Origin of the sequence: Halopseudomonas yangmingensis (assembly GCF_900114825.1) — a bacterium.
Classification (GTDB): domain Bacteria; phylum Pseudomonadota; class Gammaproteobacteria; order Pseudomonadales; family Pseudomonadaceae; genus Halopseudomonas; species Halopseudomonas yangmingensis.
Window position 1 is genome coordinate 157,517 of record NZ_FOUI01000003.1, and the last position, 16,691, is coordinate 174,207.

General features: G+C 60.7%; 15 protein-coding genes. 9 read left to right on the forward strand and 6 right to left on the reverse strand.

The window, feature by feature from the left end; genetic code table 11:
• Positions 1 to 51: 51 nt before the first annotated feature.
• Entirely contained in the window at positions 52 to 870 is an 819-nt protein-coding gene (locus tag BMZ23_RS04850; RefSeq protein WP_093473483.1) for an SDR family oxidoreductase, read from the forward strand.
• Here BMZ23_RS04850 and BMZ23_RS04855 read toward each other — a convergent pair.
• Positions 854 to 2,095, reverse strand: a complete 1,242-nt coding sequence (locus tag BMZ23_RS04855) for a TIGR03862 family flavoprotein (RefSeq protein WP_281242300.1) — start codon at positions 2,093 to 2,095, stop codon at positions 854 to 856. The two genes, BMZ23_RS04850 and BMZ23_RS04855, sit on opposite strands and share 17 nt — an antisense overlap.
• A gap of 202 nt (positions 2,096 to 2,297) precedes the next feature.
• Between BMZ23_RS04855 and tesB the strand changes: the two genes are divergently transcribed.
• The 3 genes from tesB to BMZ23_RS04870 all read left to right on the forward strand — a co-directional run bounded on the left by tesB (position 2,298) and on the right by BMZ23_RS04870 (position 4,848).
• Positions 2,298 to 3,155 carry an acyl-CoA thioesterase II gene (tesB, locus tag BMZ23_RS04860; RefSeq protein WP_093473487.1) on the forward strand — a complete coding sequence of 286 codons (858 nt, stop codon included), beginning with the start codon at positions 2,298 to 2,300 and terminating at the stop codon, positions 3,153 to 3,155.
• Position 3,156: 1 nt separating this feature from the next.
• A complete protein-coding gene (locus BMZ23_RS04865) occupies positions 3,157 to 3,747 on the forward strand; it encodes an HAD family hydrolase (RefSeq protein WP_093473489.1) in 591 nt (196 codons plus the stop codon).
• A gap of 81 nt (positions 3,748 to 3,828) precedes the next feature.
• Positions 3,829 to 4,848 carry an HDOD domain-containing protein gene (locus tag BMZ23_RS04870; protein WP_093473491.1) on the forward strand — a complete coding sequence of 340 codons (1,020 nt, stop codon included), beginning with the start codon at positions 3,829 to 3,831 and terminating at the stop codon, positions 4,846 to 4,848.
• Positions 4,849 to 4,850: 2 nt separating this feature from the next.
• On the opposite strand, the gene nadC is transcribed toward BMZ23_RS04870, so the two are convergent.
• Positions 4,851 to 5,702: a carboxylating nicotinate-nucleotide diphosphorylase gene (gene nadC, locus BMZ23_RS04875; protein WP_093473493.1), complete on the reverse strand. Its 852-nt coding sequence runs from the start codon at positions 5,700 to 5,702 to the stop codon at positions 4,851 to 4,853.
• A gap of 88 nt (positions 5,703 to 5,790) precedes the next feature.
• Entirely contained in the window at positions 5,791 to 7,137 is a 1,347-nt protein-coding gene (locus tag BMZ23_RS04880) for an alanine/glycine:cation symporter family protein (RefSeq protein WP_093473495.1), read from the reverse strand.
• 358 nt (positions 7,138 to 7,495) lie between these two features.
• Here BMZ23_RS04880 and BMZ23_RS04885 point away from each other — a divergent pair, with 358 nt between their 5' ends.
• The 4 genes from BMZ23_RS04885 (at position 7,496) to BMZ23_RS04900 (ending at position 13,510) form a co-directional block, all read left to right on the forward strand.
• A complete protein-coding gene (locus tag BMZ23_RS04885; protein ID WP_093473497.1) occupies positions 7,496 to 9,796 on the forward strand; it encodes a DUF1631 domain-containing protein in 2,301 nt (766 codons plus the stop codon).
• Positions 9,797 to 9,879: 83 nt separating this feature from the next.
• On the forward strand, positions 9,880 to 10,449 hold the full coding sequence (ampD, locus tag BMZ23_RS04890) for a 1,6-anhydro-N-acetylmuramyl-L-alanine amidase AmpD (RefSeq protein WP_093473499.1): 570 nt from the start codon (positions 9,880 to 9,882) through the stop codon (positions 10,447 to 10,449).
• A gap of 18 nt (positions 10,450 to 10,467) precedes the next feature.
• A complete protein-coding gene (gene ampE / locus BMZ23_RS04895) occupies positions 10,468 to 11,277 on the forward strand; it encodes a regulatory signaling modulator protein AmpE (protein ID WP_093473501.1) in 810 nt (269 codons plus the stop codon).
• A gap of 214 nt (positions 11,278 to 11,491) precedes the next feature.
• Positions 11,492 to 13,510, forward strand: a complete 2,019-nt coding sequence (locus BMZ23_RS04900; RefSeq protein ID WP_093473503.1) for a methyl-accepting chemotaxis protein — start codon at positions 11,492 to 11,494, stop codon at positions 13,508 to 13,510.
• Here BMZ23_RS04900 and BMZ23_RS04905 read toward each other — a convergent pair whose 3' ends face one another.
• From BMZ23_RS04905 to BMZ23_RS04915, 3 genes are all read right to left on the reverse strand, one after another.
• The gene (locus BMZ23_RS04905; RefSeq protein WP_093473505.1) at positions 13,511 to 14,089 is read right to left on the reverse strand and encodes a cob(I)yrinic acid a,c-diamide adenosyltransferase; all 579 of its coding nucleotides are present in this window, start codon (positions 14,087 to 14,089) and stop codon (positions 13,511 to 13,513) included. It lies immediately after the preceding gene.
• A gap of 67 nt (positions 14,090 to 14,156) precedes the next feature.
• Positions 14,157 to 15,068, reverse strand: coding sequence for a 2-dehydropantoate 2-reductase (locus tag BMZ23_RS04910; RefSeq protein WP_093473507.1), 912 nt, complete (start codon positions 15,066 to 15,068; stop codon positions 14,157 to 14,159).
• Positions 15,065 to 16,042 (reverse strand): GGDEF domain-containing response regulator, encoded by a 978-nt coding sequence (locus tag BMZ23_RS04915; RefSeq protein WP_093473509.1) that lies wholly within the window; start codon positions 16,040 to 16,042, stop codon positions 15,065 to 15,067. The genes BMZ23_RS04910 and BMZ23_RS04915 overlap by 4 nt, the downstream gene beginning before the upstream one ends.
• 121 nt (positions 16,043 to 16,163) lie before the next feature.
• Between BMZ23_RS04915 and BMZ23_RS04920 the strand changes: the two genes are divergently transcribed.
• Positions 16,164 to 16,649 (forward strand): YajQ family cyclic di-GMP-binding protein, encoded by a 486-nt coding sequence (locus tag BMZ23_RS04920; protein ID WP_093473511.1) that lies wholly within the window; start codon positions 16,164 to 16,166, stop codon positions 16,647 to 16,649.
• Positions 16,650 to 16,691: the final 42 nt, after the last annotated feature.

Sequence of the window (16,691 nt, forward strand, 5' to 3'; positions counted from 1 at the left end):
GGCAGGAGTCGATTTATTTCTGCAAGGCAGGACCCGAATACGGAGAAACGCATGGCGCGCAGTGCATTTCAGCAGAAGGTGGTGGTGATTACCGGCGGTTGTGCCGGCATCGGACGGGCGCTGGCCCTGCGCTTTGCCCAGGCCGGGGCACGGCTGGCGCTGCTGGATATTCAGTGTGAGGCGCTGGAGGCCTTCCGTCAGCAACTGCAGAGCAAACTGAATGTCGAGGTACTGGCATTGCCCTGTGATGTCGCCGATCACCAGCAGTGCGAACAGGCCATCGGCCATGTGATCGAGCACTTTGGCGGGATTGACGTGCTGATCAACAATGCCGCGATTACCCATCGCAGCGCCTTTGCCGAGACCGAGCTGAAGGTGTTCGAACGTATCATGGGCGTCAACTACTTCGGCGCGCTGCACTGTACCCGCCCGGCGCTCGACAGTCTGGTGCAGCGCAAGGGGCAGATTATCGTGATGAGTTCGCTGTCGAGCTTTGCCCCCTTGCTCTATCGCAGCGCGTACAACGCCAGCAAGCATGCGTTGCACGGGTTGTTTCAGACGCTGCGGCTGGAGCTGCAGGACAGCGGAGTGAATGTGATGCTGGTAAGCCCCGGTTATACCGCCACGGATATCCGCAAGAATGCGCTCAAGGGCGATGGCTCGATTATCCAGCAGAGCCCGGCGGCCCCGTTCAAGGTGGCGGCGGCGGCGGATGTCGCCGATGCGGTTTATCAGGGAGCTGTGCGCCGACGCCGGCAACTGGTGCTGTCGAATGTCGACTGGCGGGCACGGCTGCTGGCGCGGTTGTTCCCGCGCCTGTTCGAGCGCTGGATGGTGCCACGCCTGTCCGGGATCAAGTCGAGTCGTTGAGCCAGTCAAGCATGCCCAGCGCGGCGTGCTTGCCGCTGGCAAAACAGGCGGTCAGCAGGTAGCCGCCGGTGGGCGCCTCCCAGTCGAGCATCTCGCCGGCGCAGAAGACCCCGGGCAGGGCTTTCAGCATCAGGCCGTCGGTCAGTGCGTGGCGGCAGATGCCACCGGCGCTGCTGATGGCTTCATCCAGCGGGCGCAGGCCGGTCAGGGTCAGTGGCAGGCGTTTGATGCAGGCCGCCAGTTGCGCCGGGTCACTGCGCTGGGCCGCGCTGGTCAGTTCGTGCAGCAGGGCAATCTTGCTGGCGTCCAGACCGGGTTTGCCGCGCAGCAGCTTGCCCAGGCTGCGGCCGTTGCGCGGCGCCTCCAGCCATTGTTGCAGCTGTGCCTGGCTGCGGTCCGGGGTAAGGTCCAGCCATAATCGGGCCTGACCCTCGCGCAGCAGTTGCTCGCGCAGCTCGGCAGATACGGCGTAGATCAGGCTGCCCTCGACGCCATCCTGACTGAGCATGAACTCGCCACGGCGCTGCAGGGGCTGGCCCTGGTTGTTGTGCAGATGCACTTCGACACTTTTCAGCGGCTGGCCGGCGCAGTGCTGGCGCAGGTGCTCGCTCCAGTTGCAGAGAAAGCCGCAGTTGGCTGGCAGCAAGTCGCGAACCTCAACGCCCCGTTCTCGCAGCAGGGCGACCCAGCTGCCGTCCGAGCCCAGCCGAGCCCAGCTGCCGCCGCCAAGCGCCAGCAGGGTGGCGCGTGGCTGGCGCAGGCTGTCGCCACCGGGGCCACTAAAGCGCAACTGGCCGTCATCGCTCCAGCCGAGCCAGCGCTGGCGGGTGTGGATCTGTACGCCGAGGGCGCGCAGTCGGCGCAGCCAGGCGCGCAGCAATGGGGCGGCCTTCATGTCGCGCGGGAATACCCGGCCGGAACTGCCGACAAAGGTGTCGATGCCCAGCCCCTGCGCCCATTCACGCAACTGATCGGCATCCAGTTGCTCGAGCCAGTCGCCCACCCAGTCCCGGGCTTCGCGGTAACGACTGCGAAAGGCAGTGGCGGGCTCGCTATGGGTCAGGTTCATGCCGCCGACGCCGGCCAGCAGGAACTTGCGGCCGACGCTGGGCATGGCATCGCAGATTTCCACCGGCCAGCCGGCAGTGGCGAGGGTTTCGGCGGCCATCAGGCCGGCCGGGCCGGCGCCGATGATCAGGATGGGAGTGGGAGGGCTGCTGGGCACGCAGGTTTCCTGGAGCTGGTCGGGAATCAGTCGCCATCCTGCCACAATTGCCGCGGTGACGCTGCAGGCAAGCGGCCTGTTGCCATTCATGGCGTTGATGTCGGGCAGGCTGGTGCTGCGGGTCGGGCTGTATCGGGTTACACTTGGCGTCTCATGACTGCGACATCGGGTCGCAGAGTCAAGGGTTTTTGCGGAGACGTGCATGACCAAAGTGCTGGATGATCTGGTGCGCCTGCTGGCGCTGGAAAAGATCGAGGAAAACCTGTTTCGCGGCAACAGCCAGGACCTTGGCTTCCGTCAGCTGTTCGGCGGTCAGGTGCTCGGGCAGGCACTGTCGGCGGCCAGCCGCACGGTGCCCAGCGAGCGCCATGTGCATTCGGTGCATGGCTATTTCCTGCGTCCCGGAGATGCCACCCTGCCGATCGTCTATCAGGTTGACATGTTGCGCGATGGCGGCAGCTTCACTACGCGTCGGGTACAGGCAATCCAGAAGGGCAAGCCGATCTTTGCCATGAGCGCGTCCTTTCAGGGTGACGAGGAAGGCTTTGAGCACCAGTGCCAGATGCCGGAAGTGGCGGGTCCCGACGAGCTGCCCAGTGAAGAGGAGCTGGCCGAGCGCAACAGTCACCTGATTCCTGAGGCGGTGCGTGACAAGGTGCTGGTGGGCAAGCCGATCGAGATTCGCCCGGTGGGGCGTTTCAATCCGTTCAATCCGCAGCCGGCCGATCCGCGCCGTTATATGTGGTTCCGCGCTGCCGGCAGTCTGCCGGATGATCCGCAGGTGCACCGCTACATGCTGGCCTATGCCTCCGATTTCCATCTGCTGGGTACCGCGCTGCTGCCGCATGCGGTGTCGGCCTGGACGCCCTCGATGCAGATTGCCAGCCTTGATCATGCACTCTGGTATCACCGTCCGCTGCGCATGGATGACTGGTTACTGTATGCCATGGAGAGCCCAACCGCCTGCGGCTCGCGCGGTCTGTCGCGTGGGCAGATATTCAATCGTCAGGGCGAACTGGTGGCCTCGGTGACCCAGGAATCGCTGATGCGCAAGGTTTGAGATGAACTTGCCGCAGGGCTGGATCTTCGACCTTGACGGCACCCTGACCCTGGCGCAGCATGATTTTGCTGCGATCCGCCGGGAGCTGGAGATCCCTGCCGAGGAGGATATTCTCGACTTCATTGCAGCCCGGCCGGTTGCCGAACGCCAGCGACTGACCCGGCAGCTGGATGCTATCGAGCATGATCTGGCCGCCTCGGTGCAGGCTGCACCGGGGGCGGTCGAGCTGCTGCGCTGGCTGCAGCGCCAGCAACTGCCGCTGGGTATTGTTACGCGCAACCTCCGCGCCGTTGCGCTACACACGCTGGATACCCTGGGGGTGCGGGACTGCTTTGCCGAGGCGGCAGTAATCGGCCGTGAACAGGCCTTGCCCAAGCCGCACCCGCAGGGTCTGCTGCAGGTGCTCGGGCAGTGGTCGCTGGCGCCGCCGCAGGCGATCATGGTTGGTGATTACCGCTTTGACCTGGAGGCTGGTCGCGCCGCTGGCTGCCGTACCTGCCTGCTGGCCGGGCAGAACCTCTGGCCGGCGCTGGCAGATTGGCACAGGCAGGATTGCTCGCATTTGCTTGACACTATTCTGGCAGGCAACTGATACACTTTCCGACACGTGTTATCTGGTACCCGGCTGCCGTGCGGTCCTGGCTGTCATCACATTCCAGTCACGGAGAGATCCATGCTGAGTCGCCTGCGCAGTCTGCTGTTTCCATCACGTCGCCAGCATTCCGGGTCGCTTGTTTCAGGGGTTCCTTTACTCGAGCCGGCCTTTACCGAGGAAAGCGGTGCGATGGCCGGGCGTCTGCGTGATGCCTGGATCGGCATGTTGCTCGGCGTCAACTCGCCTCTGGAGCTTCCGTCCAACCCCTTTGAGCGGCATGCCCTCAAGCGGTTGGGGCGGCTGCTGGAGGATGAGCACAAGGTATCCACACTGGTGCCGCGCATGCCCAGTGTGCTGCCCAAACTGCTCAGCAGTTTTCGCGATCCCATGGCGACCAGCCGTGATCTGGCGGAGCTGATAGGCCGCGATCTGGTGTCGGTGGCCGAAGTGGTACGCCTGGCCAATACGCCCTACTACCGACGCAGCAAACCGGTCGAGAGTCTGGAACAGGCGGTACTTGTTCTGGGGCAGCGCGGCTTGCGCCAAGTGGTGGCCAATCTGCTGATGCGCCCGTTGTTCAGTGCCCGGACAGGGCATTTCAGCAAATTGGCCGGGCAGATGCTGTGGGAGCAGGCCGAGCTGACTGCATTGCTTGCTGCGGGGCTGGCACGCAGCGATGGCGAAGACGAGTTCACGGCCTACCTGGCAGGCATCAGCAGCAATCTGGGTTTGCTGGTTGGCTGTCGGGTGCTCGATGAATTGTTTGATGGCACCCATACGCCTTGCTCGCAACAGTTCCATCTGGAGTGGTATTTGCTGGCCCGCCAACTCAGTGCAGTGGTGGTCGGCAATTGGGAGTTGCCGGCAGCGGTACTTGACCAGTTGCAGGCACTGGCTGATGAGGCACGCCAGCTTGGCGAGCGGACAGCAAGGCGGCTGTTGCTGGCCGAGCAATGCAGCCACTACGAGATGCTGCGTCTGCAAGGGCGATTGAACCAGACCGAGGCCGGTGGCTGGCTGCTGCAGCCGCATATGTTGCCGTTGCTGCGCGTTCTTGAGGAGGCGCGCCAGCGTTTCGAGCCAGCGCTACGCCGCTGAGTTCAATCCATACGCAGGCGCATCGACAGATCGACCGCCTTGATGTCCTTGGTCAGGCTGCCGATCGATATATAGTCGACCCCGGTCTGCGCGACCCGGCGCAGGCTCTGCTCATTGATACCGCCGGAGGCCTCCAGCCTGGCCTTGCCGTGGGCCAGTTGCACCGCAGTACGCATGTCGGCGTCACTCAGCTCATCGAGCATGATGATGTCGGCACCGGCTTCCAGGGCCTGATGCAGTTCCTGCAGATTCTCCACTTCGACTTCCACCGGCTTGCCCGGCGCCAGTTGCCGGGCGGTTGACACAGCGGCAGCAATACCGCCGCGCGCGGCTATGTGGTTTTCCTTGATCAGAAAGGCGTCGTACAGGCCGATGCGGTGGTTGTCACAGCCGCCACAGGTCACCGCATATTTCTGTGCCAGACGCAGGCCGGGCAGGGTCTTGCGGGTATCCAGCAAGCGCACCGGGAGGTCGGCCACCAGATTGGCCAGTTGTCGGCTGCGGGTGGCGGTGGCAGACAGCGTCTGCAGAAAGTTCAGCGCGCTGCGTTCGCCGCTTAGCAGTGCCCGCGCCGGCCCCTGCAGAGTGCAGAGCAGCTGGTTGGGGCTGATTGGCTGGCTATCTTCGACCTGCCAGTCGATATGCACGCGCGGGTCGATCTGGCGGAATACTTCGTCGGCCCAGGCGCGGCCGCAAAACACTGCCTGATCGCGGGTGATGATGGTCGCGCTGGCGGTTTGTTCGGCGTCGATCAGTTGCGCGGTGATGTCGCCACTGCCGATGTCCTCGGCCAGTGCGCGGGTGACGTCCTGGCTGATGCTGTCGCGCAGACTGTCGAGTTGCAGGTTGGGCATGCGGCCTCTCCGGTGGGCGTGGAAAAGGCCGCAAGTATACCCGAATGGTCGGCAGCCGGAGCGCCCGCAGGCGCTCCGGCCATTGCAGTTACTGCTTGCTGAAATAGTCCCTGGTCAGTTTGAACACTACCGGACTCAACAGCAGCAGGGCGATCAGGTTGGGAAGTGCCATCATGGCGTTGAGCGTGTCGGCAACCAGCCACAGGCTGTTTAGGTCGACGCCGGGCAGGGTGCCGAGTGGAATGGCCAGTACCCAGAGCAGGCGGAAGGGCACGTTGGAGCGCTCGCCGAACAGGAACTGGGTACATTTTTCCCCATAGAAGCTCCAGCCGATGATGGTGGTGAAGGCGAAGACCGCCAGTCCGATGCTGACGATGTACTGGCCCCAGCCACCCGGCAGGCCGGCATTGAAGGCCATGGCCGACAGCGGAGCGCCGTTGGCGCCGCTGTCCCAGACGCCGGTAACCATGATTACCAAGCCGGTAATAGAGCAGATGATGATGGTGTCGATAAAGGTGCCGAGCATGGCCACCGTGCCCTGGCGGATCGGGTTGTTGGTCTGCGCGGCAGCATGGGCGATCGGCGCGCTGCCCAGGCCTGCCTCGTTGGAGAATACGCCGCGGGCAATACCGAAGCGCATGGCGGCCCATACCGCAGCGCCGGCAAAGCCGCCACTGGCGGCAATCGGGTTGAAGGCGTAGTAGAAAATCATGCCGAAGGCTTCCGGCAGTTTCTCGGCATGGGTAATCAGGATGATCAGGCCACCTCCAACATAAAACAGCGCCATCAGTGGCACCAGCTTGCCAGCCACCTCGCCGATGCGGCGAATGCCGCCGATCAGCACCAGTGCCACAAGTACCGCGATGATGATGCCGGTGACCAGTGGGTGAACGCCAAAGGTGCTTTCCAGCGCGCCAGCTACCGAGTTGGACTGGATGGTGTTGCCGATACCGAAGCCGGCCAGCATGCCGAAGATGGCAAACAGAATGCCCAGCCATTTCCACTTTTCACCGAGGCCGTTCTTGATGTAGTACATCGGGCCGCCAACATGGTTGCCGAGCGCGTCCTTCTCGCGAAAATGTACTGCCAAGACCGCCTCGGAGAACTTGGTGGCCATGCCGACCACGGCAATCGCCCACATCCAGAACAGCGCACCCGGGCCACCGAGGAATACGGCGGTGGCAACGCCGGCGATATTCCCGGTGCCAACGGTGGCAGAGAGAGCCGTCATCAGCGCATTGAACGGGCTGATATCGCCTTCTTCCTTGCTCTTGCGGCCGCTCCATAGCATCTTGAAACCGTAACCCAGCTTGCGTTGCGGTATCAGCTTCAGACCGAAGGTCAGGAACAGGCCGGTACCGGCCAGCAATATCAGCATGGGTGGCCCCCAGACCACGCCGTTGATTGTATTGATTGCGGAAATGATGGAATCCATCGAAAGCTCCTGAGTGTTCAGATGGCGCGCTGTCGTCCGGTGCTCGGGCAGGCGCGCAGTGCGTTATTATGATGAGTACATCTGTTTTTTTGACAGGCGAAGCATAAACCACACATCAGCACCTTGCGTATGCGAATGCGTGTCGCTCGCCGTTTTTTTTTGGAGCGGTGTTGGCATAAATTTCCGGGATTTTGTGAACTTCGTCATGGATTCGAGTGAATCCTGATGCTGTAAAAAGCATTAGGGTATACTTAAAATCAGCAAATTGGCGTCAATAAAAAGTCGTTCAGGGAATTTTTAGCAGGCAGGCTCCGGTGACGTTGCACCCTCCCCATTTATTGTCCGGAGAATATTCATCATGGCGCAGGATCCCAAAGTAGTTCCGATCAAGCCGATGATCGACAAGACGGCTGCGCCGGCTTCGGAGTCTGCGCAGCAAAGCAGCTTGCCTTACCCGATGCAGGCGGTTCGCAAGCGCGCGCTGGGGTTTTTCAAGGTCAGTCTGTCCCGGCTGTTCGACAATACCGACGACTCACTGTTCGAGCTGGCTGGTCGTGCTGCCACCAATGCCGAACAGAACCTGTATTTCGATACCCTGCGCAATATCCGTCTTGAGCGCGAGCGTATCATCAGCGACTGCTGCAACGGGCTTGCTCAACGATTGGAGAAGCTCAATCTGCCGGTAACGCCGGAGACCTTCGCTGGCTATCATCTCGATACTCTGTCGCTGGTGCAGCCGGATGAGCTGGAGCAGACGGTTGCGGTGGAGTCCATGGTGAAGCGTGTGGCCGAGCGCAACGACGAGCCTCTGGCGCAGCTGGCAACCCGCATCAACAGCATGGTCAAGCGTCAGGTCGAAGCCGGCGATAACCCCCTGGCTCCGGCAGTCCTGGCTGACATATTCATTGATGCGGTAACGCCGTTGGACATGGATATCCGCGTCCGCCTGATCATGTTCAAGCTCTTCGAGCGCTATGTGTTCAATCCGGTCGATGAGCTTTACCAGCAGGCCAATGAGCTGCTGGCCGAGGCAGGCGTGTTGCCCGATCTGGGCGCTGCAGGGCGTCGCCGCTCCGTTGTGCGCCCTTCGCGGGGAGATTCAGGGGCTGTCGGCGGCGAAGGGCGGTTGACCGGGGCAAGTCGGGAAGAGGGCATTGCCGAGCACCAGGTGCTCGGCTTGTTCAGCAGTCTGCTTGGCAAGTGGCGCGAAGCCAGTGGCGATGCTGCCATGTCATTGCTGGATGCCTCGTCGGCTCGCTCGATTGCCAGTGACGAACTGCTTGATCTGCTGGCAGATATGCCCATGCAAACCCAGGGACAGTCCGGCCAGACAGTGGCAGCCCTGCGCGGTCAGATACAGCAGCATTTGCAACATCGCCAGCAGATGACGGGTCACCGTCACAGTCTTGAGCGTGGCGATGACGATGTGATCAGTCTGGTTTCCATGTTGTTTGATTTTATTCTGGATGATCCCCAGCTGCCGGTTGCACTGAAGGCACTGATTGCCCGCATGCAACTGCCGATATTGCGTGTGGCAATCAGTGACAAGGCGATGTTCAGTCACAGCGGTCACCCGGCCCGTCGATTGCTGAACGAGCTGGCGCGGGCGGCCATGGGCTGGAATGACCAGGATGATCCGGGGCGCGACCAGTTGTACGCTGTGCTGGAGGGGCAGGTACAGCGCCTGCTTGAGGAGGCTCACCCAACAGCTGAACTTTTTGCCGGGTTGCATGCCGAGCTCAGTGAGCGTGTGCAGCAGGAACAGCGCCGCGCGGAGCGAATCGAGCAGCGTACCTGTGATACCGAGGAAGGCAGGGCGCGCCTGGAGGCTGCGCGCGCTGCGGTGGCTGCCGAAATGAACACCATGCTGCTGGGCAAGACCCTGCCGGTATTCGTGGTGGATCTGCTGCGCAATGGCTGGACCCAGGTGATGCAGGCAGCCTGGTTGCGTGAAGGCAGTGAGTCGGATGCCTGGCGATCGGTCTGTGAGGTTGCACGCAGGTTGCTCGACAGCATGACACCGCTGCGTACCGAGGCTGACAGGGAGCTGCGTGTGCGTTTGAATGCAGCGTTGCTGACTGCTCTGGCCAAGGGCTTTGAACGCATCGGAATGGATCTGGCCGAGCGAGAGCGGTTGCTTGACGGCATGCAGGAACTGCAGCGGGTGTTGCTGGCCGCTGCGCCTTCGGACGTGCGTGTGTCTGATGTCGCTGCAGAAACGCTGGATGACATGGCTGCAGGCTCGGAGGTCGGGCCTGCAGAACCACCAGCAGTTTCGCAGGTGCTCCAGGAAGTTACTATCGAAGCACCCTTGCTGGAGGTGCCGGGTCAGGCTGCGCAAGCGCAAACGGTCGAGGATCTTCCCAGTACAGCCGCCCAGCATTGGTTAACAGGGTTGCGGGCAGGCTCCTGGTTTGAATTGACCCTTGAGCAGGGTGAGCCGCCGATTCGTTGCAAGCTGGTAGCCATTATCAGTTTCAGCGGCAAACACGTATTCGTTAACCGGACCGGCATCAAGGTGGCTGAATACCTGAGTGATGACCTGACACGCCTGTTTGACCGGGGGCTGATTCGCCAGCTGGACGATAACCTGCTGTTCGACAGGGCGTTGCAGTCGGTCATTGGCAATTTGCGCAGCCTGCATGAGCAGCGTCACTGATTTAGTGTCGGATCGGGCCTTGACGCTGGGTGGTGTGGCATGGAGCCTAGGCCCTGTACCTGATCCCTTTGCCGAGGCAATGCATGCAGCTCAATCCCCGCAGTGGGTGGCTTGACCAGGCCACTATCTGTCACTCGCCGCATTTTGATGCGCGACCATCGGATACCGAAATATCCCTGCTGGTAATCCACAATATCAGTCTGCCTCCCGGGCGTTTTGCCACGGGAGATGTGCAGCGCTTTTTTGCCGGCAAGCTGGATCCGTCGGCTGATCCTTATTTCGCCGGCATTGCCGGCATGCGGGTTTCATCGCATTTTTTCATCGAGCGTGATGGCGCGCCCAGTCAATTTGTTTCCTGTAATGATCGTGCATGGCACGCTGGTCGTTCCCGCTATGCAGGGCGTGAGGCTTGTAACGACTTTTCCATTGGTATCGAGCTTGAAGGGACAGATGAGCTTCCCTACAGTGATCAGCAATACCGGACGCTGGTTGAACTGACCATGGCCCTGCAAAAGGTCTATCCGGCCCTGCACACCTGGCGTATCACCGGCCATGAGCATATTGCGCCGGGGCGCAAGACAGATCCGGGGCCTGCGTTTGACTGGCAAAGGTATTTTGCGGCGCTGGCGGCTGAATGCGGCCGGTTCGACTGATCGGGACAAGGGGTTTTCATGCAATTTCTGGTTGTGCTGCTGGCAGCTGCGCTGCTGATCTGGACACCCTTGCGCCATGGTGTGCCCCTGCAGCCGCTACAGCGCTGGTGTGACGCGGTGCTGCAGCGCACAGCAGCGGCCCCTGGATGGCGTCAGGTGCTGCTGCTGTTGTTACCCTTGGTGCCGCTGTGGTGGCTGTTGAACTGGGCTGACCAGCGTTTCTGGGCATTTCCGGTGTTGTTGATGCACCTGTTGTTGCTGTTGCTGGCACTGACGCCACGCGACCCGTTGCGCAGCCTGATCGAGGGGTTTGCCCATGCCTGGTGGCGTGGCGATCATCAGGCGGCCGCCTTGCTGGCTGAGCGTGATATCGGAGTGGTTGCCGATGATCCCGTAATGTTGCTGGACCGTGTGCGAGACCGCGTGCTGCTGGAATCGCTGCAAGGTTATCTGCTGCCGTTGTTCTGGTACCTGCTGCTGGGACCTTTGGCTGCACTGGCAGCAGCACTCTGTACCCGTCTGACAGCTTATCCGCAGGCGTCAGGTGCACGTCTGGCTGGCATGCTGGTACATGCGCTGGCCTGGCTGCCGGCGCGTTTGCTGGTGTTGAGTCTGGCGTTGACCGGCAACTTCGATGCTGTGCTGGCGGTGCTGCGCCGCTATATGCTGGACTGGGATATCGACAGTGCCGAACTGCTGGCGCAAGCTGCTGCAGCGGCTGAACAGGGTGCGGAGCCGGTGGCGGGGCCACTGGCCGGCCGTCGGCTGCTGCTCAAGGCATTACTGGTATGGGCGGTGGTGTTGGCATTCATTGCCGTGTTGGGTTGAACTCATTGGTGGTAATGTATTTCCGTAATGCACACATAAGCGGCTGGCCGGTTTACAATCGGTCAAGTCCTTGTTCGGTGCGCCGATAATGACTGATGACGGCTTTGGAGGCCGAACTACGCCAGGGTGGCATCACTATAAAAATACAGCGTCGTCCGGCAGCGTTGCCTTGTCCGGCCGGGATGTGCGCCTTGCAGCTCTCAGGGGTAACCACGTGAAGACAATTCTGGCACCGGCTATTGCGCTGATGAACCGACTGTCCTATGGCATGAAGTTCAGTTTGATCAGTGTGTTGTTCTTCGTCCCTCTGGGGATTATCAGCGCCATGCTGGTGCAGCAATCATGGGAGCGTGTACAGGTTACCCAGCGCGCCCTGGACGGTATGGAGCTGGTGCGTCAGGGCATGGAGCTGGTGCGTGATGCCGAGACGCTGCGCGATCTTGATGCAGTGCTTTTCATTCTCGGTCAGGGTGAGTACGCCGAGACCATCGAGCGCCAGAGCCAGCAATTGCGCGAGCATGTTGTCGCGTCCCTGCAAGCCCTGCCGCTGGATGTAGGCGATGCTGGCCAGGCTGACTTGCTGGCCTTGCGTGATACCTTGCTGGAAACACAGCAGAGAATCGGCAAAGAGTCTTCCCGCAACCGTGCGCCGATGTCTGTCCAGGCCTACAACGAGATGACTTCCCTCTACACCTTCGGTGCTGCCTTCGCCGGATTACCGCAAGACTTCGACCGCAATGTACGCCAGCTTTCCGATCTGCTGATCAATGTCACGCCACGGGTTACTTCTACGCTCGGCCATGGCCGAGCGGTAGGCGCCTACTCGACAGGTGTGGGTTACCTGAATTCCGATGCCAGTCGTGAGATGGATGATCTCATTGAAGCTCTGCAGGCGCTGTCTACCGATTATGCCCAGGTACTGAATGCAACCTTTTCTGATCAGCGGCTCTCATCCTTGCAGGGTGTGGCTAATGCCAGCCTTGAAACACTGGCTACAGCAGCGATGATGTTTGAGGACGAAGTGGTCATGGCTGACACCTTGGAAGGTACCTGGGATCAGTTCTTCCAGCGAGTCACCGGGCAGATCGACCAGACCTATGTGATGAATCGTGACATCCTCAGTGTGCTTGATGGTTTGCTGCAGCAGCGCCTGGCCCAAAACACGCGCGCCATGACGCTACTGATCCTCGCCTTGTCACTGGTAACCTTGTTGATTATCTATCTGTATGCCGGTTTCTACATGGCTACACGGCGAACCCTCAGCCGACTCTCTGTGCTGATGGAGCAAGTGGCTGCCGGGGATATGCGCGTCAATATTGAGGTTGACAGCCGTGACGAGTTGGGCGATCTGGCGAGCCATTTCAACAACACTGTGGCGCGTATCCGCAACCTGATTGCCCAGGCCAGCCAGACGGTCATTGAGGTGGGTGAGCAGGCGCAGCAAGTGCAGAGCATTTCCACCAGCAGTAGCGAGGCTGTTTCCGCCCAGCTCAGCCGGATCGAGCAGGTTGCGGCTGCCATGAACGAGATGTCGGCAACCTCCCAGGAGGTCGCACGCAGTGCCGCAATGGCGGTGTCCAGTGCCGGTGAAGTGAATGACCAGACACTGGATGGCCAACGGTTGGTCGAGTCTTCGGTGAGTGGCATCAACCGGCTGGCCAGCGAGATCGAGAACTCGGTGCAGGTGATCAACCAGTTGAAGGCTGACAGTGCCTCGATCAGCCAGGTACTGGATGTGATCAAGGGGGTGGCGGAGCAGACCAACCTGCTGGCGCTCAATGCAGCTATCGAGGCGGCGCGAGCCGGTGAGCAGGGTCGAGGCTTTGCCGTGGTGGCTGATGAGGTTCGCACGCTTGCCCAGCGCACCCACAAGTCAACCGAGGAGATCGAGCAGATGATCGGCCGCCTGCAGTCCGGCGTCGGTGCTGCCGTAAAGGCGATGGGTGCCAGCCATGATCTGACCGGCGCTTCGGTGGATCAGTCACACCGCGTTCAGGAGGCGCTGCAGCGCATTCTGGCAGCAGTCGGGCAGATCGTTGACCAGAGTCAGCAAATTGCTACCGCGGCCGAAGAGCAAACCGCAGTGAGCAATGATATTGACCAGAATATTGTCGAGATCAACCAGGCTGGCGAGCAGACTGCCGAGGGTGCCCTGCGTGCCGAGCAGTCCAGTCAGCAGATGAGTGAGCGTGTTCGCCAGCTGCAGGAAATCATCAGCGCCTTCAAGGTGTGATCAGCTTTTGGGCTCTGTATTGCGACGCGGAGCCCAGAGTACTTCCGGGGTGCCCAGACGCTTGCCGATCAGGCGGGCTGCTACAAACAGCAGGTCCGAGAGGCGGTTGAGGTAGATACAGGCTGCCGGATTGATCTGTTGCGTTGCATCTGCAGCCACTGCCAGTAGCCGGCGTTCGGCGCGGCGGCACAGGCTGCGGGCCAGGTGGGCCTGGGCGATGATGCGCGAGCCGCCGGGTAGAATGAAGTCGCGCAGTGGCTCCAGTTCACCGTTCCAGTCGTCAATCAGGTTTTCCAGATCGTTGCTGTCCTGCTCGCCCAGTGTGACGTACCCGGGGATGGCCAGCTCGCCACCCAGATCAAACAACCGGTGCTGGACAGGTTGAAGCGCTTCGGCCAGCTCGGAGAGTCCCTGTTCGTTCATCTCGGCCAGCAGCATGCCAAGCTGGCTGTTCAGTTCATCAACATCGCCCATGGCCTCGATGCGCGGATGCTGCTTGGCGATCCGGCTGCCATCTGCCAGCCCGGTCTCGCCGCGGTCACCGGTGCGGGTGTATACCTTGCTTACTCTGAACCCCATGATGCTCTCCAGTTCTTGCGTTGGCGTGCAAGACTAGCCGGAAAATCCTCGTGGTGACAGCCTGTTCTTATCCTGTCGGGATGCCGGCCTGTTGCAGGTGTGTACGGAGCCGGGAATGCAGGTCGGCCAGCAAGGGCGTGCGCAATCCGTGCTGGCGGGCCTGGCGCAGCGCATGGCCAAGAATGTAGTCGATCTCGGTTTGTCGACCGGCATGCACATCCTGGCGCATGGATGAGCTGTTGGCGGCGGTTTTGACTATCACGCTGTGAACCAGCTCGCCGAGTGCGGCGGGCGTCAGCGACAGACCCTGATGCTGCAACAGGCTCTGCAGTTCAAGGATCACAGCGTCTAGTTCGGCGCCGGCGTGCAGGGGAACCTCGCCGTTATGGCAGTCAAACAGCACTGTGTAAGGGTTGATAGCACAATTGACAGCGAGCTTCAGCCACAGACGCTGCTCTATGTCATCCACCCATAGCCAGTCGATGCTGCCGTCGAACTGCCTCAGCCAGCCAGCAGGCGGGCCTTGCTGCGGGTCACCGATCAGTGTCTGGCCAGCTCCTGCCCAGACCACCCGGTGTCTGCCGTTTCGCCAGGCACCATCGGTTACGCTGGCCCAGAGAACACGGTGCGGCGCCAGCAGACGGCTGATTGCCTGCTGGCTGCCCAGACCATTCTGCATGAGGAGTATTTCGCAATCGGGAGCAAGACGGGGACGCAAACTCTGGACTGCCGCCAGACTGTCGGTGGCCTTGGTGCAGACCAGCAGATAATCAATCGGTTGGTGCCCGGACAGGTGCTCTGTAATTACCTGGAAGGATTGCGTTTGGCCGTTCTGCTGAAGTTCCAGCCGGTTGCCTGCTGCCTGCCACAGGCGCTGTTGTCGGGCGTCACGCACAAGCAGGGTCACAGACTGGCCTTTGCGAGCCAGCCGTGCCGCCCACAGCAAGCCGAGGCTGCCAGCCCCGAGAATGTAGATCATGCCTGCAAGGCAGGTGCCGGCGGCCAGCGCAGTTCGCTAATCAGCCCGGTGCTATAGGCCTCTTTCAGCTGGTCTTCGAGGGATGCCAGCAAGCGGGAGGTATCCGCTATTTCGCTGTTGCCGGGCAGGTTGCACAGCGCCAAGCCGGTTCGCAGGGTCAGATAGCCCTCGCTGGTCTTGAAGGCTTTCAGGTTGATGCCGTCATGCAATCGGCGAAAACTGCCGGGCTTGAGCTCTTCGGTATTGTCTGCGATTGCCAGCAGGGCAAAGGTGTCGTTGTTGATGCGGGTGATTACGTCGCAGGGGCGCAGCAGTTGCTGTATGCGTCGGGTGACACCCTTGAGCAATTCTTCAATAACACCCTGGCTGTGCCGTTCATCCAGTTCAGGAAGGTTCTGCAGGCCAATCAACAGCAGGCTGCAGGCGCCGCCGCGCGAATCCACGCTGCGAAGCGCGCTATCCAGACGTTGCAGAAGGTAGCGACGATTACCAAGCCCGGTTACCGGATCGATCAGGTTGTTGTCTTCTAACAGTGCCAGGCTTTCAGTCAGGTGCCGGTTGTCATCCAGCAGACGGTTGATCAGCAGCGAGGTGCGGTCGGCAGCATAGATGCGCGGTAGCAGTTGCTCGCTCATGGCTGACTTGCTGATGAAGTCGTCGACGCCGCGATCAAAGGCTTCCCGCAAGGCGTTGTTGCCTTCGCGGGCGGTAAGCAGGATGACATAGGTGTAGTGGCTGCTTTGCTCGTCGTTCTGGCGGATGCGCTGGGTCAGTTGCAGACCATCCATTTCAGGCATCAGCCAGTCGGCAATCATGATGCCGGCCGGTTGCTGGGCATGCATTTCAAGCGCTGCCATGGCCGAGGCGGCAAAGCGTATGTTGCGGTAGCCTGCCTGGGTCAGGGTGTGCCCGATGACTGCGCTGCTGAATTTAGTGTCGTCAACAACCAGAATACTGAGTTGTGGGTTGAGCATTGCAAGGCTCCGGCTTGCCAGGGGGCCCGTTTTTCGCTTTACGGGCAATATCGTTATAATGCCAAGCTTAAACGCTTATTGGTCGATTGGGACCAGACAAATCGTTTTTTGAGGTAATTCCATGCCATCTTTCGATGTGGTATCCGAACTTGACCGTCACGAAGTAACCAATGCGGTCGACAATGCGATCAAGGAGCTCGACCGTCGCTACGATCTTCGCGGCAAGGGCAGCTTCGAGTTCAAGGACAAGGAGTTGACCGTGCAGATGACGGCAGAGGTCGAATTCCAGCTTGAGCAAATGCTTGAGATCCTGCGTAACAATCTGATCAAACGCAAGATAGACATTCAATGTCTGGAGATCAAACCGCATTTTGCTTCCGGCAAGGTGGTCAAGCAGGATGTGCTGATGCGTGAGGGGATCGACAAGGAGCTGGCAAAGAAGGTCGTGGCCTTGATCAAAGAGTCGAAAATCAAGGTGCAGGCGGCAATCCAGGGGGACCAGGTACGGGTCACCGGGAAAAAACGTGACGAGCTGCAGGAGGTTATTGCCCTGCTTCGTGGTGCAGAACTGGGCATGCCGCTGCAGTTCGATAATTTTCGCGAATGAACTCGCAAAATGCCCGTGTTGAAAGGGGCGGACTTGTCCGCC

Coding starts and splice junctions, on each gene's coding strand:
- BMZ23_RS04850 (WP_093473483.1), top strand. CDS start 52: ATGGCGCGCAGTGCATTTCAGCAGAAGGTGGTGGTGATTACCGGCGGT.
- tesB (WP_093473487.1), top strand. CDS start 2,298: ATGACCAAAGTGCTGGATGATCTGGTGCGCCTGCTGGCGCTGGAAAAG.
- BMZ23_RS04865 (WP_093473489.1), top strand. CDS start 3,157: ATGAACTTGCCGCAGGGCTGGATCTTCGACCTTGACGGCACCCTGACC.
- BMZ23_RS04870 (WP_093473491.1), top strand. CDS start 3,829: ATGCTGAGTCGCCTGCGCAGTCTGCTGTTTCCATCACGTCGCCAGCAT.
- nadC (WP_093473493.1), bottom strand. CDS start 5,702: ATGCCCAACCTGCAACTCGACAGTCTGCGCGACAGCATCAGCCAGGAC.
- BMZ23_RS04880 (WP_093473495.1), bottom strand. CDS start 7,137: ATGGATTCCATCATTTCCGCAATCAATACAATCAACGGCGTGGTCTGG.
- BMZ23_RS04885 (WP_093473497.1), top strand. CDS start 7,496: ATGGCGCAGGATCCCAAAGTAGTTCCGATCAAGCCGATGATCGACAAG.
- ampD (WP_093473499.1), top strand. CDS start 9,880: ATGCAGCTCAATCCCCGCAGTGGGTGGCTTGACCAGGCCACTATCTGT.
- ampE (WP_093473501.1), top strand. CDS start 10,468: ATGCAATTTCTGGTTGTGCTGCTGGCAGCTGCGCTGCTGATCTGGACA.
- BMZ23_RS04905 (WP_093473505.1), bottom strand. CDS start 14,089: ATGGGGTTCAGAGTAAGCAAGGTATACACCCGCACCGGTGACCGCGGC.
- BMZ23_RS04910 (WP_093473507.1), bottom strand. CDS start 15,068: ATGATCTACATTCTCGGGGCTGGCAGCCTCGGCTTGCTGTGGGCGGCA.
- BMZ23_RS04915 (WP_093473509.1), bottom strand. CDS start 16,042: ATGCTCAACCCACAACTCAGTATTCTGGTTGTTGACGACACTAAATTC.
- BMZ23_RS04920 (WP_093473511.1), top strand. CDS start 16,164: ATGCCATCTTTCGATGTGGTATCCGAACTTGACCGTCACGAAGTAACC.